Source organism: Polaribacter sp. (genome assembly GCF_051251875.1).
Classification (GTDB): domain Bacteria; phylum Bacteroidota; class Bacteroidia; order Flavobacteriales; family Flavobacteriaceae; genus Polaribacter.
Window position 1 is genome coordinate 57,824 of record NZ_JBPOGL010000001.1, and the last position, 20,191, is coordinate 78,014.

16 protein-coding genes are annotated in these 20,191 nt (G+C 30.1%); 6 read left to right on the plus strand and 10 right to left on the minus strand.

What is annotated here, in order from left to right:
* Positions 1-66: 66 nt before the first annotated feature.
* From ACSHW5_RS00255 to ACSHW5_RS00270, 4 genes are all read right to left on the minus strand, one after another.
* Positions 67-576, minus strand: a complete 510-nt coding sequence (locus ACSHW5_RS00255) for a ferritin (protein ID WP_435674089.1) — start codon at positions 574-576, stop codon at positions 67-69.
* A 9-nt stretch (positions 577-585) separates the two neighbouring features.
* Positions 586-1,461, minus strand: coding sequence for a 4-hydroxy-tetrahydrodipicolinate synthase (gene dapA, locus ACSHW5_RS00260; protein WP_435674090.1), 876 nt, complete (start codon positions 1,459-1,461; stop codon positions 586-588).
* Positions 1,462-1,563: 102 nt separating this feature from the next.
* Positions 1,564-2,082 (minus strand): DUF6913 domain-containing protein, encoded by a 519-nt coding sequence (locus ACSHW5_RS00265; protein WP_435674091.1) that lies wholly within the window; start codon positions 2,080-2,082, stop codon positions 1,564-1,566.
* A 38-nt stretch (positions 2,083-2,120) separates the two neighbouring features.
* Positions 2,121-3,209: an esterase-like activity of phytase family protein gene (locus ACSHW5_RS00270; protein WP_435674092.1), complete on the minus strand. Its 1,089-nt coding sequence runs from the start codon at positions 3,207-3,209 to the stop codon at positions 2,121-2,123.
* Positions 3,210-3,295: 86 nt separating this feature from the next.
* On the opposite strand from ACSHW5_RS00270, the gene ACSHW5_RS00275 reads away from it, so the two are divergent.
* The gene (locus tag ACSHW5_RS00275) at positions 3,296-3,685 is read left to right on the plus strand and encodes a DoxX family protein (RefSeq protein WP_435674093.1); all 390 of its coding nucleotides are present in this window, start codon (positions 3,296-3,298) and stop codon (positions 3,683-3,685) included.
* Here ACSHW5_RS00275 and ACSHW5_RS00280 read toward each other — a convergent pair.
* From ACSHW5_RS00280 to ACSHW5_RS00290, 3 genes are all read right to left on the minus strand, one after another.
* Positions 3,663-4,325, minus strand: a complete 663-nt coding sequence (locus ACSHW5_RS00280) for a lysoplasmalogenase (RefSeq protein ID WP_435674094.1) — start codon at positions 4,323-4,325, stop codon at positions 3,663-3,665. The two genes, ACSHW5_RS00275 and ACSHW5_RS00280, sit on opposite strands and share 23 nt — an antisense overlap.
* A gap of 48 nt (positions 4,326-4,373) precedes the next feature.
* The gene (locus ACSHW5_RS00285; RefSeq protein WP_435674095.1) at positions 4,374-8,027 is read right to left on the minus strand and encodes an ABC transporter permease/M1 family aminopeptidase; all 3,654 of its coding nucleotides are present in this window, start codon (positions 8,025-8,027) and stop codon (positions 4,374-4,376) included.
* A 78-nt stretch (positions 8,028-8,105) separates the two neighbouring features.
* The gene (locus tag ACSHW5_RS00290) at positions 8,106-8,993 is read right to left on the minus strand and encodes an ABC transporter ATP-binding protein (RefSeq protein WP_435674096.1); all 888 of its coding nucleotides are present in this window, start codon (positions 8,991-8,993) and stop codon (positions 8,106-8,108) included.
* 597 nt (positions 8,994-9,590) lie between these two features.
* On the opposite strand from ACSHW5_RS00290, the gene ACSHW5_RS00295 reads away from it, so the two are divergent.
* The 4 genes from ACSHW5_RS00295 (at position 9,591) to ACSHW5_RS00310 (ending at position 15,446) form a co-directional block, all read left to right on the plus strand.
* Positions 9,591-12,641 (plus strand): choice-of-anchor I domain-containing protein, encoded by a 3,051-nt coding sequence (locus ACSHW5_RS00295; protein ID WP_435674097.1) that lies wholly within the window; start codon positions 9,591-9,593, stop codon positions 12,639-12,641.
* A gap of 321 nt (positions 12,642-12,962) precedes the next feature.
* Entirely contained in the window at positions 12,963-14,051 is a 1,089-nt protein-coding gene (locus ACSHW5_RS00300; RefSeq protein ID WP_435674098.1) for a M42 family metallopeptidase, read from the plus strand.
* 68 nt (positions 14,052-14,119) lie between these two features.
* Positions 14,120-14,659 (plus strand): NUDIX hydrolase, encoded by a 540-nt coding sequence (locus ACSHW5_RS00305; protein ID WP_435674099.1) that lies wholly within the window; start codon positions 14,120-14,122, stop codon positions 14,657-14,659.
* A 13-nt stretch (positions 14,660-14,672) separates the two neighbouring features.
* The gene (locus tag ACSHW5_RS00310; RefSeq protein ID WP_435674100.1) at positions 14,673-15,446 is read left to right on the plus strand and encodes a hypothetical protein; all 774 of its coding nucleotides are present in this window, start codon (positions 14,673-14,675) and stop codon (positions 15,444-15,446) included.
* A 157-nt stretch (positions 15,447-15,603) separates the two neighbouring features.
* Here the strand turns inward: ACSHW5_RS00310 and ACSHW5_RS00315 are convergent, their stop codons facing one another.
* From ACSHW5_RS00315 to ACSHW5_RS00325, 3 genes are all read right to left on the minus strand, one after another.
* Complete coding sequence (locus tag ACSHW5_RS00315) at positions 15,604-16,368, minus strand: DUF6503 family protein (RefSeq protein ID WP_435674101.1); 765 nt, start codon at positions 16,366-16,368, stop codon at positions 15,604-15,606.
* 44 nt (positions 16,369-16,412) lie between these two features.
* A complete protein-coding gene (locus ACSHW5_RS00320; RefSeq protein ID WP_435674102.1) occupies positions 16,413-17,180 on the minus strand; it encodes a DUF6503 family protein in 768 nt (255 codons plus the stop codon).
* A gap of 321 nt (positions 17,181-17,501) precedes the next feature.
* Complete coding sequence (locus ACSHW5_RS00325; RefSeq protein WP_435674103.1) at positions 17,502-19,268, minus strand: ABC transporter ATP-binding protein; 1,767 nt, start codon at positions 19,266-19,268, stop codon at positions 17,502-17,504.
* A gap of 349 nt (positions 19,269-19,617) precedes the next feature.
* Between ACSHW5_RS00325 and ACSHW5_RS00330 the strand changes: the two genes are divergently transcribed.
* Positions 19,618-20,103 carry an acetyl-CoA carboxylase biotin carboxyl carrier protein subunit gene (locus ACSHW5_RS00330; RefSeq protein ID WP_435674104.1) on the plus strand — a complete coding sequence of 162 codons (486 nt, stop codon included), beginning with the start codon at positions 19,618-19,620 and terminating at the stop codon, positions 20,101-20,103.
* Positions 20,104-20,191: the final 88 nt, after the last annotated feature.

Here is a 20,191-nt window from a genome sequence, read left to right on the forward strand (position 1 = left end):
ATCTTGTGTAATTATTTACAAAAGACGCAAAAAAACTGATTGATTGTTACTAAAAGTATGTTAATATTATTGCTGCGGATCTACAGGAGTAATTAATTGTTTAATATCATTATCAAAAAGATAAAAACCACTTTTATCATCGCCTATTAAACTAATTTTATCTAAAATATTTCTTGCCAAGGCTTCTTCTTCTATTTGTTCTGAAACATACCATTGTAAGAAATTATGTGTTGCATAATCTTTTTCTTTCAACGAAATATCTACCAAATCATTTATAGATTCAGATACGGCTACTTCATGATTAAATAATTCTTGAAACATTTCTTTAAAAGATCCAAAAGAAACCGGCGGCGCGGATAATGGAGAAATTATTGCATGTCCTCCTCTTTCATTTATAAATTTCACTAATTTTAGCATGTGCATTCTTTCTTCATCTGAATGAGCATACATAAATTGAGAAACTCCTTCAAAACCTTGTGTTTCTGCCCAAGAAGCCATTGCTAAATATACTTGAGAAGATTCTGCTTCTATAACTACTTGTTTATTTAATGCTTCTTGAATTTTTGCTGATAACATACGTTGGATTTAAAAATTTTTTACAAATTTAGCAATTTTAGATTGAAGTTCTGCACTTGCATTCACTAAAGGTAAACGAACTGCATTGCCACAAATACCCAATTCTTGTAAAACTGATTTTATTCCTGCCGGATTATTTTCTTCAAAAATATAATCTACAACATCCATCATTCTATAATGTATCACATACCCTTCATTATTATTTCCGTGTAAACCATGGTTTATCATGGTAGAAAATTGTTTTGGAAAAGCCTGTCCTATTACAGAAATTACACCAGAACCACCTGCTAAAGTAACACCTAATGCCAAATCATCATCACCAGAAATTACTAAAAACCCTGCTGGTTTGTCTCTTAATAAAGTATAATATTGTTGTTGGTTGTTTCCTGCTTCTTTAACAGCTACTACATTCTCAAAATCATTTGCTAAACGAATAGTTGTTGCAGGTTCCATATTTTTAGCGGTTCTACCGGGTACATTGTACAATATAATTGGTAAATCAGTAGCCTCTGCAATGGCTTTAAAATGCTGATAAAATCCTTCTTGAGTAGGTTTGCTATAATAAGGTGCAACAGACAAAATTCCGTCTAATCCTGTAAAATCTCTGGTTTTTAATTCTTCAACAACCAACGCAGTATTATTACCACCCACACCTAAAACCAAAGGCAAACGCTTGTTATTTGTTTTTATAATAACGTTAATTATTTCTAGCTTTTCTTCTTTGGTAATTGTAGCGCTTTCCGCAGTTGTACCATTAATTACTAAATAATCTGTTCCGTTTTCTATATTGTAGTTCACCAATTTAATTAGTGCATCAAAATCTACACTTAAATCTTCTTTAAAAGGTGTTATTAACGCAACTCCCGTTCCAATAAATTTCTGCATTTTATCTGTTGTTTTTAGATGGTGTAAAATTACACTATTCAAACTTATTTAAAAGAGAAAAATTGATTTCTTAAAAAGAAAACACAATTTTACACAAAAAGTTTAATTTTTCAACTTTTTAAGGATCTGAAGATATTTTTTCACTTCTTGAGAAAATTGAGGTAGATTTTCTATACGTTCTGCTATTTCTAACTCATATAATGCCATGTTAACATCAGAAAATCCTACTTTAAACGTAGCTTTAGACTGCAAAATGGCTGTTTCTAAATATAAATTATTTGTATTAAAATAACCAATTAACAAATCATAAGGATGTTGTAAAAAGTGTTTCAAATTTTCCTGCTTAATTTCACCTTTCCAATTAATGTCTTTTTTAGAAAAATGATTCATAGTAGTTTCATTCATTGTATTAAATTCTCCAAAACAAAACACTTTTACATTCGCAACCTTAAGCGTAGTTTCTAGTACTTTTTGAATGTTTACTTGTGAAAAAATTTCTACTGTTGTGATTACACCAACAGTTTTAATTTTTTTTTGAGAAATTACCCTGTTTTCTTCTTGTTGAAGTAACAATTTATCGAACCTTTTTTTTAAGAGAGAATATTTTAAATTTTGTAACATTATAGATTGAGATCACTTTTACAATGTAAAAATACTGATTATTTCTGAGCAATTTCTAGGATTATAAATTGATTTAGTTGTGGTCCGTACATTTGAAAATTATCATCAGAAACCAGCAGCAAAGATTGATTTCCATTTGGCAGTTTTGGTCCAAAAGTAATGCCCTCTATATTATCTACAATTTCTTCCGTGAGATGGCCTTTTATAGCTTCAAAATTAAGCAACAACCTTTTTTTAAGCGGAACAAATGGAGTTTCTTTTAACGATTTTACGTCTAAAGTATTGGTGGTGTTGGTATCTGCAAAGGCTTCAAAAATTCTAACAATATTTCCCTTAGAACCATAGTTACTTTGATACGTTCTCTCTACAATAAAAAAATGATTTTCTTTGTATTCTAAAATTGCGGTAACGCCGTTTAGGTTGATGTTTCCCTTTGCCGGTTTTGTAATATGCTCTAGTTGATACGCAAATTGTTTTGTGGCTTTTTTTGTAGTTTTATCAAAATACGTAATTCTTACTGGCGATGATTTTTTAGTAAAAGTAGGTTCTTCTCCGTCTATTTTTAAAGGCGCTTCCATTGCCACCCAAAAACCTTTAGAATTTATACTTTTAGATGAACCTTCAAAAGTTCCATTCTCTTTTGGTTTTGAGATGGAATTTGCTTTAAAATAAGAAGGAATTTCAAAATTATAAAGGTCATTATTTAAAACATCCATAGAAAACACCAACGGATTTTTACCTTTATTGATAGCACCTTCACTTACAAAATAAACCTCTTTAGTTTCTTCATCAACAAAAATAGATTCTAAATCAAAAGCATTTTCTGTGTAAAAAGATTTTGTAGCATCTTTTAATAAAAAAACATTCTTAAAATCTATATGTTCAATTTTATTATTATTGATGTTTATTTCCGCAGTTAAAAAACGAGGATTTTTAAGATCATCTACCGCAAAATAATAGGTTCCGTTTACATAATCTACTCCAGAAAGTCCGCCAATAATAGTATTTTTAAAGGAAATGGAATCTGCCAAAACATATTCATCTAAAAAGTGTAAAGTTGTTCTCTTTTCATTTTTACACGAAAAAAAAAGACAAGCAATTAGAAAATAAAAACAATAATTTTTCATCAAAAAGTTTTTCGCAAAGTTATTGTATTATTTCTGATGTAAGTTAAAAATAAAGTGAACGTCTAAAAACAAAAAAAATAACGAATATGAAAAAGTACTATATCCTAGTGTTAAAAATTATTATTGCCTTTATTTTAATACAAACACTCTTTTTTAAGTTTACTGGCGCACAAGAAAGCATCGATTTATTTACTAAATTAGTAGGAAAAAACGAAGCTTACTTAAGAATTGGTACAGGAATTTTAGAGCTCATAACTTCAATTTTATTATTTATTCCGAATAAAACTTGGCTAGGCGCATTGCTAACCGTTGGTTTAATGGGCGGCGCAATTATGTCTCATTTAACAATATTAGGCATTGTGCATAACTATGATTCTGGTGCGCTTTTTACGGGTGCTATAATTTCTTTGATATCGGGTAGCATAATTCTTTTCTCTCATAAAAAAGACATTCCTATTCTTGGTAAAAACTTTTAACAATCATTGCTTTACAAATTAAATATTGCGCAACAATATAGGTAAGCATAATAGAAATTCCGTACATTTCTTTTGGTTCATAAAACCTATTGATGGCTATTAAACTATCAGAAAAAACAAATAAAATGGCACCTAAAAACATCCATAGGTTTTCTGTGTTTTTTGCTTGACGATATTTTAACAAAGTAAGTGTACCAAAAGTGCAAATAACCAATCCGTAAATTAGGATTGGTAGTAGCATTTCTCCTAAACCATCAATGATAAAAAAAACAATGCTTGTAAAAAAAAGTACAAAAGGCATTGCTGCTAAAACTACTTTAATGAGACTTGTTTTTTCTAAACAGCCCAATAAAATTTTAATGTATAAGATATGAGCTATTAAAAAAGAAACTAAGCCAAACAAGAAAAATTCTTCTTTAAAAAGTAAAAATACATCGCCCCAAAAAGAGAAAAACAAGGCAGAAACTAGCCAAAAATTAGCTTTCTTTACAGAAGTTAAATACACAACCACTAAAGAAATCATGATAAATGGTTTTGTAAAAAACGCCAAGGTATCATCAAATAAAAGTCCTAAAATATGCAAGACAACAATACTTAAAAATAAGCTTGAGGCTGTAAGTATTTTTGTTTTATTTCTCATTTTACAAGTTTAACGCCTTTAATAAAGCTGTACTAATTGTATAGATTTCTACAATTTCCTTCTGTTGTCTTCAGACTGTGTGTCTATTAATTTATTGTACGGATCTACACCTACTTCAACAGGTTTTTTATCAACAATTATGGTAATTTTATTATTGATTTCTGTAATCTTATATTTTTGTAAATACAATTCTTTTTCGTTCTTTTCTCCATCAATTTCTTCTTCTGCAAAAACACCAATATCTATATAATCTGCTAACGGAACCGATAAAATTGGCTTTTTCATTTCAGGAGTTTTATAGGTCAAAGTATCTCCTACTTTTTCTCCGTAATAACGTTTTCCTTTTTCATCGTTTCTATATTTAGAAACTTCAAACTCTATTTCTACTTCGTATTTACCGTTCTCTAACTCGGTATATTTTGCGTCTAAAATTCTGTTTCTATATAAAGTAATGGTTTCAAACATATCTTTAATTACATATTGCAAAGAATCTGGAGTGGCTTCTTTAATATAATTCACCATTTCTACAGAAGTTGTATACGGCGATTCTTGAAATTTGACTTTTTCTACATACTTTTTTAAAGCGCCATTTAAGTTTTCTTCTCCAATATAATCACTCAAAGCATAAAACACTAATGAGCCTTTTTGATACCGAATATACCCTTGTCCGTCATTATACATCAATGCATTTTCACGTTTTCTTTCCATGGTTCTTTGCATTAAATAATCATCTAGAGCCTTCTTTAAAAAGGTACGCATTTTCTCTTTTCCTTGTTGATGTTCTAAGACTTTTAAAGCCACGTATTCAGACAAACTTTCAGACAACATAGTTGCTCCTAAAACATCAGCTCCAATTACCTGATGTGCCCACCATTGATGCGCAACTTCATGCACCGTAATGGCAAACGGATAATCTACACCATCTTCATTTTTATCGTCTACATCTGCAATAAAACCAACGCCTTCTGAAAACGGAATGGTATTCGGAAAAGATTGTGCAAAGCTACCGTCTGTTCTTGGAAACTCTACAATTCTTAATTGTTTATGTTGATAAGGACTAAAGTTTTTAGCATTATAATCTAAAGAAGCTTTCATCCCTTTTAACATTCTATCTAAATTAAAATTATGTGGTTTGTGATAATAAATTTCTAAAGAAATGCCTTTCCACATTTCTTTTTTCACGGTATATCTTGCAGAATTAAAAGCATAGAAATTCAATATTTTACTATCCATTTTATAATGGAAGTATTTTCTGTTATTTTCTGTCCATTCTTTTTGCAAATATCCGGGTGCAATGGCAATTTGATCTTTTGATGTAGAAACGGTTGCTTCAAAATCTATCCAATCAGAATCTTTAGAAATATACGTATCTCCTAAAGCGGTAGAATCTGTTGGATTTGGACGTAAATCATTTTCTGGTAAATTGTATTTTTTACGTGTTTTGTTGTCTGTTAATTCTCCTTGAGAAGAGTATCCTAAAGAAGGAAATATTGAAAAATTATTGATAAATGTTCCGTTTTCTTTTACGCTAGAATTATTTCTATAACTAGTATTTTGTTTACTTTTTACAGTAAGAGCAAGTTGTAAAGTATCTCCCGGTAAAATTTTATTTTTAAATTGATACATATCAAAATGCTGAATGGTATCTTCTAAAACCAAGGTATTTTCTCTATTAAATTCAAACGTACTTTCTAAAGAATTATGGTTTAAAAACAAAGTATCAATAGCTTTGTTTGTCTTATTTACCATGATAAAAGTGGCAGAAGCATCAAACAATCTTTCTTTCGGAAAAATATTAACATTGGTTTTTACAGATACAATTCTTGGTTGGGCGTATTTTTCATATTTTTTATACGTTTTTTCCCAAGAAACTCTTTGCAATTCTGCTTCTTTAGAAGATGTTCTTTTCGTTTTGGTTCCTGTTTCTTGATAAATTGAATACCCTAAGCCAAAAAAAGCTATGAATAAAACACCAAAACTTACTGCAGCAAAACCTTTAAAACGAGTTTTTGCAATTATAATTCTCTCTGAAAATGAATTCGGGATTCCACGTACCCAGAATAAAAAAGAAACCACTAAGAGTAGTAATCCGCATAAAATCCAATAAATTTTGTAAGACAAATACGGTAATAAAGTAGCTCCATAACCATTCATATCAGAATAATTAAATCCTGGTCCTTGGTTGTATTTAAAGATAGATTGTTCTATTCCTGCTAAGGATAAAAAAGGCATTCCAATAGAAATTACCAACAACACAAACAGTCCTAAATACGGATTACCAATTAATGTTTGAACAAAAATTGACAACAAAGCCCAAATAAGAAGACTGATAAAACTTAAAAAATACAATTCGAAAAAGTAATGTCCTATTTCAAAATTATAATATCCTTTATACATTTGAAAAACCATTCCTGAAACAACAATTACAGCTAATAAAACCAATTGCATTTTTATAAGTGCAATTAGTTTTGAGAATAAAAGTGTCCAATTAGGAATTGGAGTTGCATCTACCAAATGATTTATTTTGGCAATTTTTGCTCTATGAACCAACATTCCTGCATATAAAAATGTACAAATATTTATAGAAGCAAAGAAAACACCACTAAGGTTAATCATTTTCCAAGTTACTGGTAATGTAGGTGTTCCAAAAATATTACCAACTTCAGATAAGGTAACCACAATTAACACCAAACCAACTAAAACAATAGCGATAAATGCCCAACTTTTAAAAATATATTTAAAATCGATGTTTGATAATTTCCAAGTTGTTTTTAAATTTTGAGAAAAAGAATAATTGTAATTTACTTGAGGTAAACTAATTTTTGTGATTCCGCTAAAATTAGTTTTTGTTACTCTTTCACCTTTTGTTTTTCTAAAGGAAATAGAAATGGCATTCTGACTAAATGTAAAGAATTTATAAACCAATCCAAAAATTAAGGTTGCAATTGCCAACCACAATAAACGGTTGTATACAATCATTTCTTTTAAAGGTATTGCCAATTCATTTTGTTCAGAAGGTGTCCAATATTTTGTATAATATTCTATAGCTGCAGATCCAAAAGGATCTAAAATAGCTGCTAATGTTCTGTATTCTGGCTCAGAAAGTAAACTTTCTAAAACTCCCTGACCAAACATTAAAATAATAACCGTAATAAACCCTGCAGCAATATTTCTTGTAAATGCAACCACAGCAAAAACAATAGCGCCAAACAACAATACATTTGGTAAAATAAACACAAAATAGGTTTGCAAATAGGTAGTTACATTAAATGGCCCAACAATTTCTGAGTTTGTACCCGGAAAACGAAAACCAATCATCATACCCAAAGCAATTGAAAACACAATAATAGATACAATTACTATTGCGCTAAAAAACTTTGCAAACAAATAATTTGCTTTGGTAAAAGGATAGGAATACAGAATTGTATGCATTTCACTTTTAAAATCTCTGTACACAGAAACCCCAACAATAGAAGGAAATAAGAAGAAAATAAAAATAGTTAATGCATTAAATAAACCAGAAACTCCTATGGGCGAATTTACAATTCTAGAAGAACCTGTTGTGGCTGTTACAGAATCGAAAAAACCAGCCGACGCTGCCGATAAAAAGAATGCTAGTAGTAAGAAAATACTTATGTAAATATAAAATGCAGGTCTGTTAAACCAATATTTTAATTCTTGTTTGAAAATAGTTGAAAACATATAAAATGTGTAAAAGTGTAATTGTTGAATTGTGTAATTGTAAGTCCACTCAAAACTATGAACTTTAAACCTGAAACCTTAAACCAACTGCGGTTCATCTTGTTTTAAAGCGATAAAATACACATCATCTAATTGCGGAGTTGCCGCTACAAAATCATCCGAAGGTTTTTCTGCGGCATGCACTCTAATATTTAAGGTATTGTCTTGGTTGTAGTTTGATGATAAAATATTGAAGTTTTTCTCGTTTTCTTCCAATTCTTCTCTCTCTATAATTTTTGTCCAAATAGTGTTACCAATTTCTTTAGTTGCTTCTAATGGCGTTGTATGTTTTAGAATTTTTCCTCCATTTAAAATAGCCATTTCATTGCATAATTCTTTAACATCTTCTACAATATGTGTAGAAAAAATAACGGTTGTATTGGTACCAACTTCACGCAAAACATTTAAAAAACGATGTCTTTCTGCAGGATCTAAACCAGCAGTTGGCTCATCTACAATTATAAGTTTTGGATTGTTTAAAAGTAACTGAGCAATACCAAAACGCTGTTTCATTCCACCAGAATAACCAGCAACGTGCTTATACCTTACATCGTATAAATTGGTAATTTCTAACACCTCTTTTACAATGGCTTTTCTTTCTGATTTGTTTGAAATTCCTTTTAAAGTAGCAAAATAATCTAACAAATCTTCTGCCGACATTTTAGGATATACACCAAAAGATTGCGGCAAATACCCCAATATTTTACGTAAAGACATCGTATCTTCTAAAACATTAATATCACCAAATTTAATTGAGCCAGAATCCGGACTTTGTAATGTAGCAATGGTTCTCATTAAAGATGATTTTCCTGCTCCATTAGGACCTAATAAACCAAACATTCCTGTACCAATTTCTATGCTTAAATTGTCAATAGCTTTTACTCCGTTTTTGTATGTTTTGGTTAAATTCTCAATTACTAATTTCATATAAGGTTTTTTACTTGTTTTTGAAATATACTTTTTTTATTTCTTCTCTAAATTTAACATTTACAAAACATTAATTAGCTATGTTAAATAAATGTTTTTCATTTCAATTATAACAACCACCTGTTATTTGATTAACATTTTTTCAGAGATATTACACAAATTAACAATTTTAAAACTAAAGTTTAAACACATATTAAAAATTTCGCTTTTTTAATACTAGAAGTTTCAATTCGCTTCTATTTTTTGACTATCCTCAAAAGTAAGTATCAGTATTAAAAACCTAATATTAATAGGTTTTTTACATTAAAAAAAACTCTTAACAACGTGACTTTTTTTTTGCACAAAAAAGAATAAAAACAAAAATGTTGTTTATCATAAAACATAAAAAAAAGCTACAATTTTAATCTTCTCATCGGTTTAATGTATCAACTTAAAAAACGATCAATTGAAGAAACAATATCCATCTAAAAAATAAAAATTGTGATTTAGAAAACACTTTTTCATCACACCAAGTTAACATTATAATAAACAATACCTCATCTAAAATTTAGTTTCAATTCTTTTCTTTACAATCTTAACTAACCCATAAAAAACAAAATGAAAAAAATTACTTTTTTTGCTAGTTTACTAGTATTCTCATTTACTACTGTTAAAGCTCAAAACGAGTTAACACACTTAGCTAGTTACCAAACGAACATGGTAGATGCTGCTGAAACCGTTGCCTATGATGCAACTAACCAACAAGCTTTTTTTACCAATTCTGATGCAAATAGTTTTACTATAGTAGATATTAGTAACCCTGCAAACCCAACATTAATTAAAAACGTAAGTTTAACAACTTATGGAGGAGGACCAAATTCAATTGCAATTAAAGGAGGTATTGTTGCAATAGCCATTGAAGCTAATGTAAAACAAGATGCTGGAAAAGTTGTGTTTTTTGATTTAGACGGTACTTATATTTCTCAAATTACAGTTGGTGCTTTACCAGACATGCTAACTTTTACTCCAGATGGTACTAAAATCATCGTTGCAAACGAAGGTGAACCTTCAGATGATTATACGAATGATCCAGAAGGTACAATTTCTATAATAGATATAGCTAGTGGTGCTGCTTCTGCATCAATAACGTCTTCTATTAACTTTAACAACTATGATGATAAAAAAACATCACTTCAAAATAAAGGAGTTCGTATTTTTGGAAACAATGGTACTGCTACAGTATCACAAGATATGGAACCTGAGTTTATAACAGTTATAGAAGATGGAACTAAAGCTTATGTAAGTTGTCAAGAGAATAATGCACTTGTAGTTATTGACTTAATAAATAATACAATTTTAGATATTCTACCTTTAGGTTATAAAAATCATAATTTAGGAACGCCAACTGTTTCAAGTTATATTTTAAATGAATTAGAAGCTAACTGGCCAGAATTAGGAACGCCAGTTTATGATGGTGGTCAACCAACAGTAGCTTTAGGAGGTTTTTCTGGATTGTTTTATGATGCTGCAAATTCTACAGCTACAGATTATGTGTTTTATGCAGTTCCAGATAGAGGCCCTAATGATGCTCCTGTTGCCAAAGCTGATGTTGCTACGTCACAAAATTTAAGACCTTTTAAGTTACCAAATTATCAAGGTAGAATTGCAAAATTCACTTTAAACAAAACAACAGGTGCTATAACTTTAGATGATCAAATTCTTTTAACTAGAAAAGATGGTACAACACCTATAACAGGAAAAGGAAATATCCCTGGGGTTGATGAAGTGCCTGTAACGTATACAGATGCTGCCACAACTTATACAAATGCAGATTTTGTTGATAATACAACTTCTGAAGAATATCACCAATTACCATATGATGCTTATGGAGGAGATTTTGAAGGTATTTTAAGAGATAAAGACGGTAATTTTTGGATGTGTGATGAGTATAGGCCAGCCATATATAAGTTTGAAGCAAATGGTCAATTGACTGAGCGTTATGTAGCAGCAGGAACTTCTTTATTAGGAACAACGCAGCAAGCAGTAGGGTTTTATGGCGCTGAAACTTTGCCAGAAGTATATTCTAAAAGATGGGCAAACAGAGGTTTTGAAGCTATTGCATATGATGAAACAAATCATATTATTTATGCTTTTATACAATCTCCTTTATACAATCCATCAAGTATAACTAAAAACAATTCCGATGTAATTAGAATTTTAGGAATCGATGCAGATACAGGTGCACCAGTTAGCGAATATGTCTATTTATTAGAAAGAAATAAAGACGCTGGTTATGCATCTTCTAGAGTAGATAAAATTGGTGATGCTGTTTATACCGGTAATGGTAAGTTTTTGGTAATTGAAAGAGATTCTGAGGGCCCAACTGTTAGTTATGGTAAAAAATATATTTTTGAAATAGATATTAATTATGCTACAAATATTCTTGGCACTGCTTTAACAGGTACTAAAGAATTAGAAGAATTAACTGCTGATGAAATAGCAGCACAAAACATTCTTACAGTTCATAAAAATAAAGTAGTTAATTTACCAAGTGTAGGATACCAAGGTTCTGATAAAGCAGAAGGTATTGCTTTATTACCAAACAATGAAATAGCAGTAATTAATGATAATGATTTTGGTATAGCTGGTGCAGGAATTACAGATAATAGTGTTTTAGGTATTATTTCTTTTGATAACGATTATGGTTTTGATGCATCAAATAAAGATGACGCTATTAATATTACACAGCACCCAACCTTAGGAATGTTTATGCCAGATGGTATTGCTTCTTACAGTGCAAATGGTATTAATTATATAGTAACTGCAAATGAGGGTGACTCTAGAGATTACGGAGGTTATTCTGAAGAAGATCGTGTAAAAGATTTAACTTTAAATACTGCTTATTATCCAAATGCAACAACGCTTCAAGAGGATGAAAATTTAGGTCGTTTAAAAACCACATATGCTGATGGTGATTATAACAAAGACGGAGAATATGAACAAATTTATTCTTATGGAGCAAGATCATTTTCAATTTTTGATGAATACGGAAACATTGTGTTTGACAGTGCAGATGATTTTGGACAAAAAATAGCAACCGAAGAAGCTGACTTATTTAATGAAGATGAAGCAGAGAAAGATGGCAGATCTGATGATAAAGGAGGTGAACCAGAAGCTGTAGCAATTGGAACAATTGATGGAAAAACCTACGCTTTTATTGGTTTAGAAAGACAAAGTGCTATTTTAATGTATGACATTACAGACCCTAAAGATGTTGAATTTATTACGTATTATAAAGGAAATAGAACATCTGGAGATACGGCACCTGAAATTATAAAATTTGTTGCTGCTGCTGATAGTCCAAATTCTAAAAACATCCTTTTAGTTGGTTATGAAGTAAGTGGTACTTTAGGTATTATACAAATTGATGAAGCTGCATTAAGTATAAGCGAGGTGGTTGCTAAAAATGATTTTAAAATATATCCTAACCCAGTAACACAAGGAACTTTAAAGTTTAATAAAACAATCTCTGGAACCATTTATAACCTAAGTGGACAAGAAATAAAAACTTTTGAAGACGAAACTTCTTTAAATGTATCACAATTAATTTCTGGAGTTTACATTATAAAAACAAAAAAATACGGTGTAAAACGTTTTCTTAAGTTCTAAGAATTCATAAATAATTTGTTGTTTAAAAATCCCAATCTAATGATTGGGATTTTTTTTTATTTGAAAACTTAATTTCCAGGAGCTACTAAAAGTTTAAAATTTCGCTCTTTTAAGTGCTATAAATTTTAATACTACTACTATTTTTGTTACTTATTTTGCAACTATTTTTATTGAATTGATAAAAAATCGTTTTATTTTTACAATTGGAAGTATAAAATGTTATCAATACTTTTTCTTTTAGTTTTTACGCTAAAAAGAAAACAAGCAAACTAACATTTAACTTTCTAACTTTTTCAAACTAAAACTTTATAAACTTTTATAATGGCAAAAAAATCAATTTTAAATAAAGCATCGCTTACATTTTTAGAAAAATACTTAAATAATGCTGCTCCAACGGGTTACGAATGGGAAGGTCAGAAGATTTGGATGGATTACTTAAAACCTTATGTAGACACTTTTATTACAGACACTTATGGTTCTGCAGTTGGAGTTATCAATCCAGAGGCAAAATACAAGGTAGTTATTGAAGGTCATGCAGATGAAATTTCTTGGTATGTAAATTATATTTCAGACAACGGTTTAATTTACGTGATAAGAAACGGTGGTTCAGATCATCAAATTGCACCAAGTAAAATTGTAAACATTCATACTAAAAACGGAATTGTAAAAGGTGTTTTTGGTTGGCCTGCAATTCATACAAGAGATAAATCTAAAGAAGAAGCGCCAAAACCAGATAATATTTTTATTGATACAGGTTGTGCTACAAAAGAAGAAGTAGAAAAATTAGGCGTTCATGTTGGTTGTGTAATTACTTATCCAGATGAATTTCATATCTTAAATGGTGATAAATTTGTTTGTAGAGCACTAGACAACCGAATGGGTGGTTTTATGATTGCTGAAGTTGCTCGCTTATTAAAAGAAAACAAAAAAGAATTGCCTTTTGGTTTGTACATTACAAATTCTGTACAAGAAGAAATTGGTTTACGTGGCGCAGAAATGATCACACAAACCATAAAACCAAATGTGGCTATTGTTACAGACGTAACGCATGACACCACTACACCAATGATAGACAAAAAATCTGCTGGTCATTTAGAATTAGGAAAAGGACCTGTGGTGGCTTACGCGCCAGCTGTGCAACAAAAATTACGCGATTTAATTACAGAAACTGCCGAAGCTAAAAAGATTCCTTTTCAGCGTTCTGCGCTTTCTAGAGCAACCGGTACAGACACAGATGCCTTTGCATATAGCAATGGTGGCGTTGCTTCTGCTTTAATTTCTTTACCTTTAAGATATATGCACACAACTGTAGAAATGGTACATAGAGATGATGTAGAAAATGTAATTAAAATGATTTATGAAACATTATTAAATATTAAAGACGGAGAAACCTTTTCTTATTTTGAATAATCAATTACGAATTAGAAATTATGAATTACGAGATTCATTTCGTAATTCATAATTCGTAATTTATAACTATGGATGAATTAATCGATATCTTAACGCCTGAAGGAAAATCAACAGGAAAAACAGCTTTAAAATCTGAAGCACATAAAAACGGTTGGTTTCATGCTACTGTGCATATTTGGTTATTTACTTTGGATAAAAAAATACTGCTTCAAAAAAGAGCATTGACAAAAAAAGTATTTCCTGGTTTGTGGGATATTTCTGTGGCAGGACATATTGCTGCAGGAGAAGACATTATTTCAGCTGCAAAAAGAGAAGTATTTGAAGAAATTGGTTTAAAATTAAAAGAAAATGACCTCATTAAAATAGGCACAAGAATTCATCAAGTTACTCACCCAAACGGAATTCAAGACAACGAACATCATCATGTTTTTATAGCGGAATTAAAAGTTCCTTTATCAACATTAACCATTCAAAAAGAAGAAGTTGATGACATCAAATTATTTGATGTATCCACTTTAAAAAACACAAAAAATCTAGATAATATTTTACTTTCTAGATTTCATGACTATTATTGTTCGGTTTATAATCAAATAGTAAAAAATATTTAAAATTCAAATCAACATGAAAAAAAATAAGGTTGTAAATTTATTTGGAGACAACAATAATCTTCAAAATACAGAAGTAAATTACTCTACATTATTAGAAAAATTTGTGCATCACTTTGATGATGAATTTAAAGATTATGAATATCACGAAGACGTTTATGGATTCGCGCAAAATACTTGGAACTTAGGAAATATGCGATCTATTTTAGATACATCTGAATTTAAAAACATTATTAAGTTAGCAAAAGAAGATGGCGAAGATTATCGATTATTAGAAAAAATGACCACCTATAAAGTCAAACATTTTAAAGAATTTACAGAATTTATAGTCGATTTTCATTTCTTTGAAAACAATGGTGCCCATAAATTAAATGTAACAACACAAACTGAAGACGACTACCTTTCTGAGATGTTACAAATGGATTTTCCTTATGAAGAGATCAATGATTTTGAAGAAAACTTTATTAATAGATCTGCAATTTCTATAAAACCGCTGCAACCCTTTGTAGATTGGCATAACACTATTTATCCAGATTCTAAGATTGATATAGCTACTTTTAATGACGTTAATATTTATCTCATTAACAATAGTAGTTTTGAGGATATTGAAGCGCATTTAAAAAAGAAGTTTGATAAATATTTTATGATGGAACTAGATGCTTGGCACACAAATAAAAAAGAATGGCCACAAAGACGTAATTACAAAATGTTTAAAACTTGGTTTCAGGTAAATATTTCTACAGCTGTTTACGATTTAGAAAAAACTCCGGTTAGCAAAAGTGAGGAATAAAAATAAAAAAACTAGAAAGTATTTTTACTTCCTAGTTTTTTTTAATTCTTATAACTTTTTTTATTTTAAAACTAGCATTATTATTTTTCCGTACAGGAACATAGAAATTATAATCTGTTTAGATAAGACTTAAAATCTAGACTGTTACTCTACCAATTTATTTCACTGGTTTTTCAAAAAATGAGTCACCTAATTTCTCTTTGCTTATTAAAGGTAATGTGAAGTCTACAATTTTTGTTGTGGGTGCATATTTACCTTCCTTATCTTTTGCATACCAAGTAATTTGTTTTGGCAAAACAAAACCATTTACATTTTCCCAAGAATTGTATCTAATCATTTTATAATTATCAACTGGAGCTTTAGATTTAAAAGTTACCGTATAAGCAAGCCATTCCATTTTATAGCTTTTAGAATTGTAATACACAATATAATTATCGTCTGGAGAAGTACCTATATTTGCCTTATATGATATTTTATAACCCGGATAATGTGTTCCTTCAAAGACCAAATCATCTACTTTTTCATACATAATTCCGTTATCTGCCAACACAAAAGGCATTGCATAAAAATAAAAATATAAGTTATAATAAAAAGACGGATCTCTTTTTAAACCTCCTTTTACTTCTTCTAAAGACCAAATTTCTTTGCCGTCAAAACCCATTGAGAATTTTGGAGAATTCACAACAATTTTACGAGAATTTAAATCTGAAGTATGTACTTCATCCCCTTTATTAAAAGAAAGCGTTTCTGCATTTCTCCACGCTTCTATTCCTCCGTGAGCTTCAAAAACTTTACCTAATTCTGCAGGAAAAACTTCTTTTTTAACCTCTACGGTTTTAGTTGGCGCATTCACCTTTTCTTTAGGTTCATTTTTACAAGCAACTGCCATGGCAATAATGAATAATAAAAATACTTTTTTCATAATTTTCTTGAACGATTTTTAAACTTTTTTAAGTTCAAATATACTTACTTAATTGGCTTTGAAAAAAATGAATCTGTTAAATTATTTTTATTTATGATTGCTTCTGTAAATACAGTTGCAGGTCTTGCAGGTTCTGTTGGCACACCATTTTCATCTTTTTTATACCAAGTAATTGCTGTTGGTAAAACTAATCCGTTTACATTGTTCCATTGACCATATTTAATAATATTAAAATTATCACTTGGCTTTTTAGACATAAACGTTGCAGTATACGCCAACCATTCCATTTGATAGGTTGTAGGATTGTAGTACAACTTGTAATTATCATCAGGAGAACTACCAATATTTGATTTAAAAGACATTTTATAACCCGGATAACTTACGCCTCCTACAGTTAAAGGTGCAATTTTTTCATAAGTAATTCCTTTATCTGCTAACACAAAAGGCATGGCATAAAAATAAAAGAATAGGTTGTGATAAAAAGCAGGATTTCCTTTAAAAGTTCCTTTTTCAACTTCGTCTAACCAAACATTTTCACCATCAAAACCCACCGAATAATTGGGCGCATTTATTACATTAATTCGAGATTGTAAATTTACAGTATGCACTTCATCCCCTTTTTTAAAGGATAAAATTTCTGCATTTCTCCAAGTATCAATTCCTCCGTGAGCTTCAAAAACTTTTCCTAATTCTTCCGGAAAAGATTCCTTTTTAACCACTTCTTTTTTAATAGACTCTTTTACCTCTTTTTTAGGTTCATTCTTACAAGAAATTGTAATGACTACAATTAACAATAAAAGTACTTTCTTCATTTTTTTTTGAGATTATTTTTGATTGAAGTCGGTTTTTTATTGAAACTTTACAAAATTAGCAAAAAATTGTTTGCATTCCCTTTTCCACTGGAATGACAGTTTTAATGGAAATTCTTATTTGTATTGAGTAAGCGCGTTAGGGATTGAAACGGCATCCTTTTTTTACTTTTTTAATAAGCCCATTACGAATGAGGAACGAATGAAGTAATCTTTCTATAAATAAGAGATTGCTTGCTAAACTAGCCATGACTTTTGATAAGGAACGAAAAAAAGATATAGTGGAAAGCCCGCTCGAACGCCCAAAAAAACAACATTCTTTAACTATATTTTAGATTGATAGGTGTACAAATCATAATACCTACCTTTTGCAGCAATCAACTCATCATGTGTACCTCTTTCTGCAATATTACCAGCTTCAATTACCAAAATTTGATCTGCTTGTTTAATAGTACTTAATCTGTGTGCAATTACAATTGTAGTTCTGTCTTTTACCAATTCTGACAAACTTTTCTGAATTAAAGACTCACTTTCGGTATCTAAACTAGAGGTTGCTTCATCTAAAATAATAATTTTAGGGTCTGCTAAAATAGCTCTTGCAATGGCTAATCTTTGACGCTGACCTCCAGAAAGTTTTACGCCTCTTTCTCCTATTAAGGTATCTAAACCATCATCAAAACGGTCTGTAAACTCATTTACATACGCAGCATTTACCGCATTTTGTAATTCTTCTTCCGTAGCATTTGGTCTTGGAAATAAAATATTTGCTCTAATAGTTCCTTCAAATAAAAACTCGTCTTGCAAAACAACGCCTAAATATTTACGATAACTAGACAATTTTACCTTAGACATGTCTTTATCATCAATGGTAATTGTACCCGATTTAGGATTTAAAAACGTAGCAGACAAACCTGCAATTGTAGATTTTCCAGAACCAGAACTGCCCACCAAGGCAGTAACAGAGCCAGAAGGAACTTTAAAATTAATATTATTCAACACTTGTTTTCCTTCTTCGTAAGAAAAAGAAACATCATCAAAAATAATCTCTCCTTTTACATCCTCTAAAACAATATCTCTATGTACATTATCTTCTTCAGCCGTCATATTCATCAACTCTTCCGTTCTGTCTAACCCTGCCAAAGCTTCTGTTAACTGACTACCAATATTACTCATTTGCACAATTGGCGCCACCATAAATGCCAATAAAAAAGTAAACTGAATAAAATCTCCAAAAGTCATGGTACCTTGCATCATATAATAACCGCCAATTCCCATAACACCTGTTGTTGCAACACCTATTAAGAAAGTAGAAGAACTTGTCATTAAAGCACTTGCTGTCATACTTTTTTTAACATTCTGAAAAATATTATCTACACCTTCCTCAAAAATTTTGCTTTCTTGTTCTTCGGCATTAAAGGCTTTTATTACTCTAATTCCGCCTAAAGTTTCTGTTAATCTTCCTTTAACTTCAGCATTAATTTTACCTCTTGCTCTAAAAATAGGACGAATATATTTAAACGATTTTAAAGCAATTATACCAAAAATAGTTAAAGGCACAAAGGTAAAAACGGTCATCCAAACATTCATTCTTAACAAAATAACTAAGGTAAGAATAGCAGTAAATGAACCTCCAATTAATTGCACCAAACCTGTACCAATTAAATTTCTTACACCTTCTACATCGCTCATAATTCTAGAAACCAAGGCGCCAGATTTTGTGTTATCAAAAAAACTAATGGGCAAAGACAGAACTTTTCTTTGTACCTGCGCTCTTAATTCTGAAATTAAATATTGCGCTTGAATACTTAATACCTTTGTCAATAAAAAAGAAGTTATGGCTTGCACTAAAATTGCTCCAATTACAATAAATATTAAGTTGTATAATTGACTGTAATCCTTATTAGGAATTACCTCATCCATTAAAACTTTACTTTGCATTGGCAACACAAAACCAGACAAACTTCTAATAATTATTAAAATTAACCCTAATAATACTAGCTTCCTTCTTGGCCAAATAATGGTTTTAAATGCTTTTTTTAAGGTTACTTTAGGTTTCGATTTGTCTTTTTTTGATTCTTTATAGTGTTGCATAATTGGTTTTAATAATATAGAAATAATCAACGGTCAATTAATGTGCCATTAAAAGGAAATCTGACATATTTACAAAATTACAGCACACAATAAGAAACTCATTTCTCAAGGTCTCAAATTATTTTCTGTATTATATAATTTTCTTTAGGGCGTTCCCAAAAGGGTCGGGCTATTCGCTAAATCTTTTTTACAAAAAAGTAAAAAAGGATACCGCTACTATCCCTAACGCAAAATAAATGCAATTTATATTTATTTGGAAGTAACTATATCAAATTAGCAACATTTACTTAACCACCTTAAAAAGAAACCTTTAAAAAACATATATTTACAATCATTAAATTCTGAAGAAGTGAAAAATTCCTACCAAGTAAAAGTTAACGATACTTTCGATTTTAAAATTGACGAACAAGCTGTAAAAAATCTAGATGCTTTACAAGTTTCAGATTCCGAATTTCACGTGCTACATCAAAATGTTTCGTATAAAACTGAAATTGTTAAAGCCAATTTTAATGAGAAATCTTATGCCGTAAAAGTGAATAATACCATTTATAATATCAATATACATAATGAACTAGATTCCCTAATTAAAGAAATGGGATTCCAAATTGGTAAAACAAAGGAAGTTAACGAAATTAAAGCGCCCATGCCTGGTTTAATTTTAGAAATTAATGTTCTAGTTGGTGCAGAAGTAAAAGAAAATGACACACTCTTAATTTTAGAAGCCATGAAAATGGAAAACGCTTTAACGTCTCCAAGAGCCGGAATTATAAAATCGATTTCTGTTACCAAAGGAGACACGGTAGACAAAAATCAACTTTTAATAGCATTTGAATAAACAGAAAAAATTCTAGTAAAGTTTTTAAAGTATTCTAAGTTTTTACAAATCCGATAACCAACTTCCGAAATAAAAAAATATAAATTTT

What these genes read in the sequence shown, in the direction of transcription:
- ACSHW5_RS00305 (WP_435674099.1), top strand. Translation starts at nt 14,120, where the DNA reads ATGGATGAATTAATCGATATCTTAACGCCTGAAGGAAAATCAACAGGA.
- dapA (WP_435674090.1), bottom strand. Translation starts at nt 1,461, where the DNA reads ATGCAGAAATTTATTGGAACGGGAGTTGCGTTAATAACACCTTTTAAA.
- ACSHW5_RS00285 (WP_435674095.1), bottom strand. Translation starts at nt 8,027, where the DNA reads ATGTTTTCAACTATTTTCAAACAAGAATTAAAATATTGGTTTAACAGA.
- ACSHW5_RS00270 (WP_435674092.1), bottom strand. Translation starts at nt 3,209, where the DNA reads ATGAAAAATTATTGTTTTTATTTTCTAATTGCTTGTCTTTTTTTTTCG.
- ACSHW5_RS00310 (WP_435674100.1), top strand. Translation starts at nt 14,673, where the DNA reads ATGAAAAAAAATAAGGTTGTAAATTTATTTGGAGACAACAATAATCTT.
- ACSHW5_RS00300 (WP_435674098.1), top strand. Translation starts at nt 12,963, where the DNA reads ATGGCAAAAAAATCAATTTTAAATAAAGCATCGCTTACATTTTTAGAA.
- ACSHW5_RS00315 (WP_435674101.1), bottom strand. Translation starts at nt 16,368, where the DNA reads ATGAAAAAAGTATTTTTATTATTCATTATTGCCATGGCAGTTGCTTGT.
- ACSHW5_RS00290 (WP_435674096.1), bottom strand. Translation starts at nt 8,993, where the DNA reads ATGAAATTAGTAATTGAGAATTTAACCAAAACATACAAAAACGGAGTA.
- ACSHW5_RS00295 (WP_435674097.1), top strand. Translation starts at nt 9,591, where the DNA reads ATGAAAAAAATTACTTTTTTTGCTAGTTTACTAGTATTCTCATTTACT.
- ACSHW5_RS00320 (WP_435674102.1), bottom strand. Translation starts at nt 17,180, where the DNA reads ATGAAGAAAGTACTTTTATTGTTAATTGTAGTCATTACAATTTCTTGT.
- ACSHW5_RS00255 (WP_435674089.1), bottom strand. Translation starts at nt 576, where the DNA reads ATGTTATCAGCAAAAATTCAAGAAGCATTAAATAAACAAGTAGTTATA.
- ACSHW5_RS00265 (WP_435674091.1), bottom strand. Translation starts at nt 2,082, where the DNA reads ATGTTACAAAATTTAAAATATTCTCTCTTAAAAAAAAGGTTCGATAAA.
- ACSHW5_RS00325 (WP_435674103.1), bottom strand. Translation starts at nt 19,268, where the DNA reads ATGCAACACTATAAAGAATCAAAAAAAGACAAATCGAAACCTAAAGTA.
- ACSHW5_RS00275 (WP_435674093.1), top strand. Translation starts at nt 3,296, where the DNA reads ATGAAAAAGTACTATATCCTAGTGTTAAAAATTATTATTGCCTTTATT.
- ACSHW5_RS00280 (WP_435674094.1), bottom strand. Translation starts at nt 4,325, where the DNA reads ATGAGAAATAAAACAAAAATACTTACAGCCTCAAGCTTATTTTTAAGT.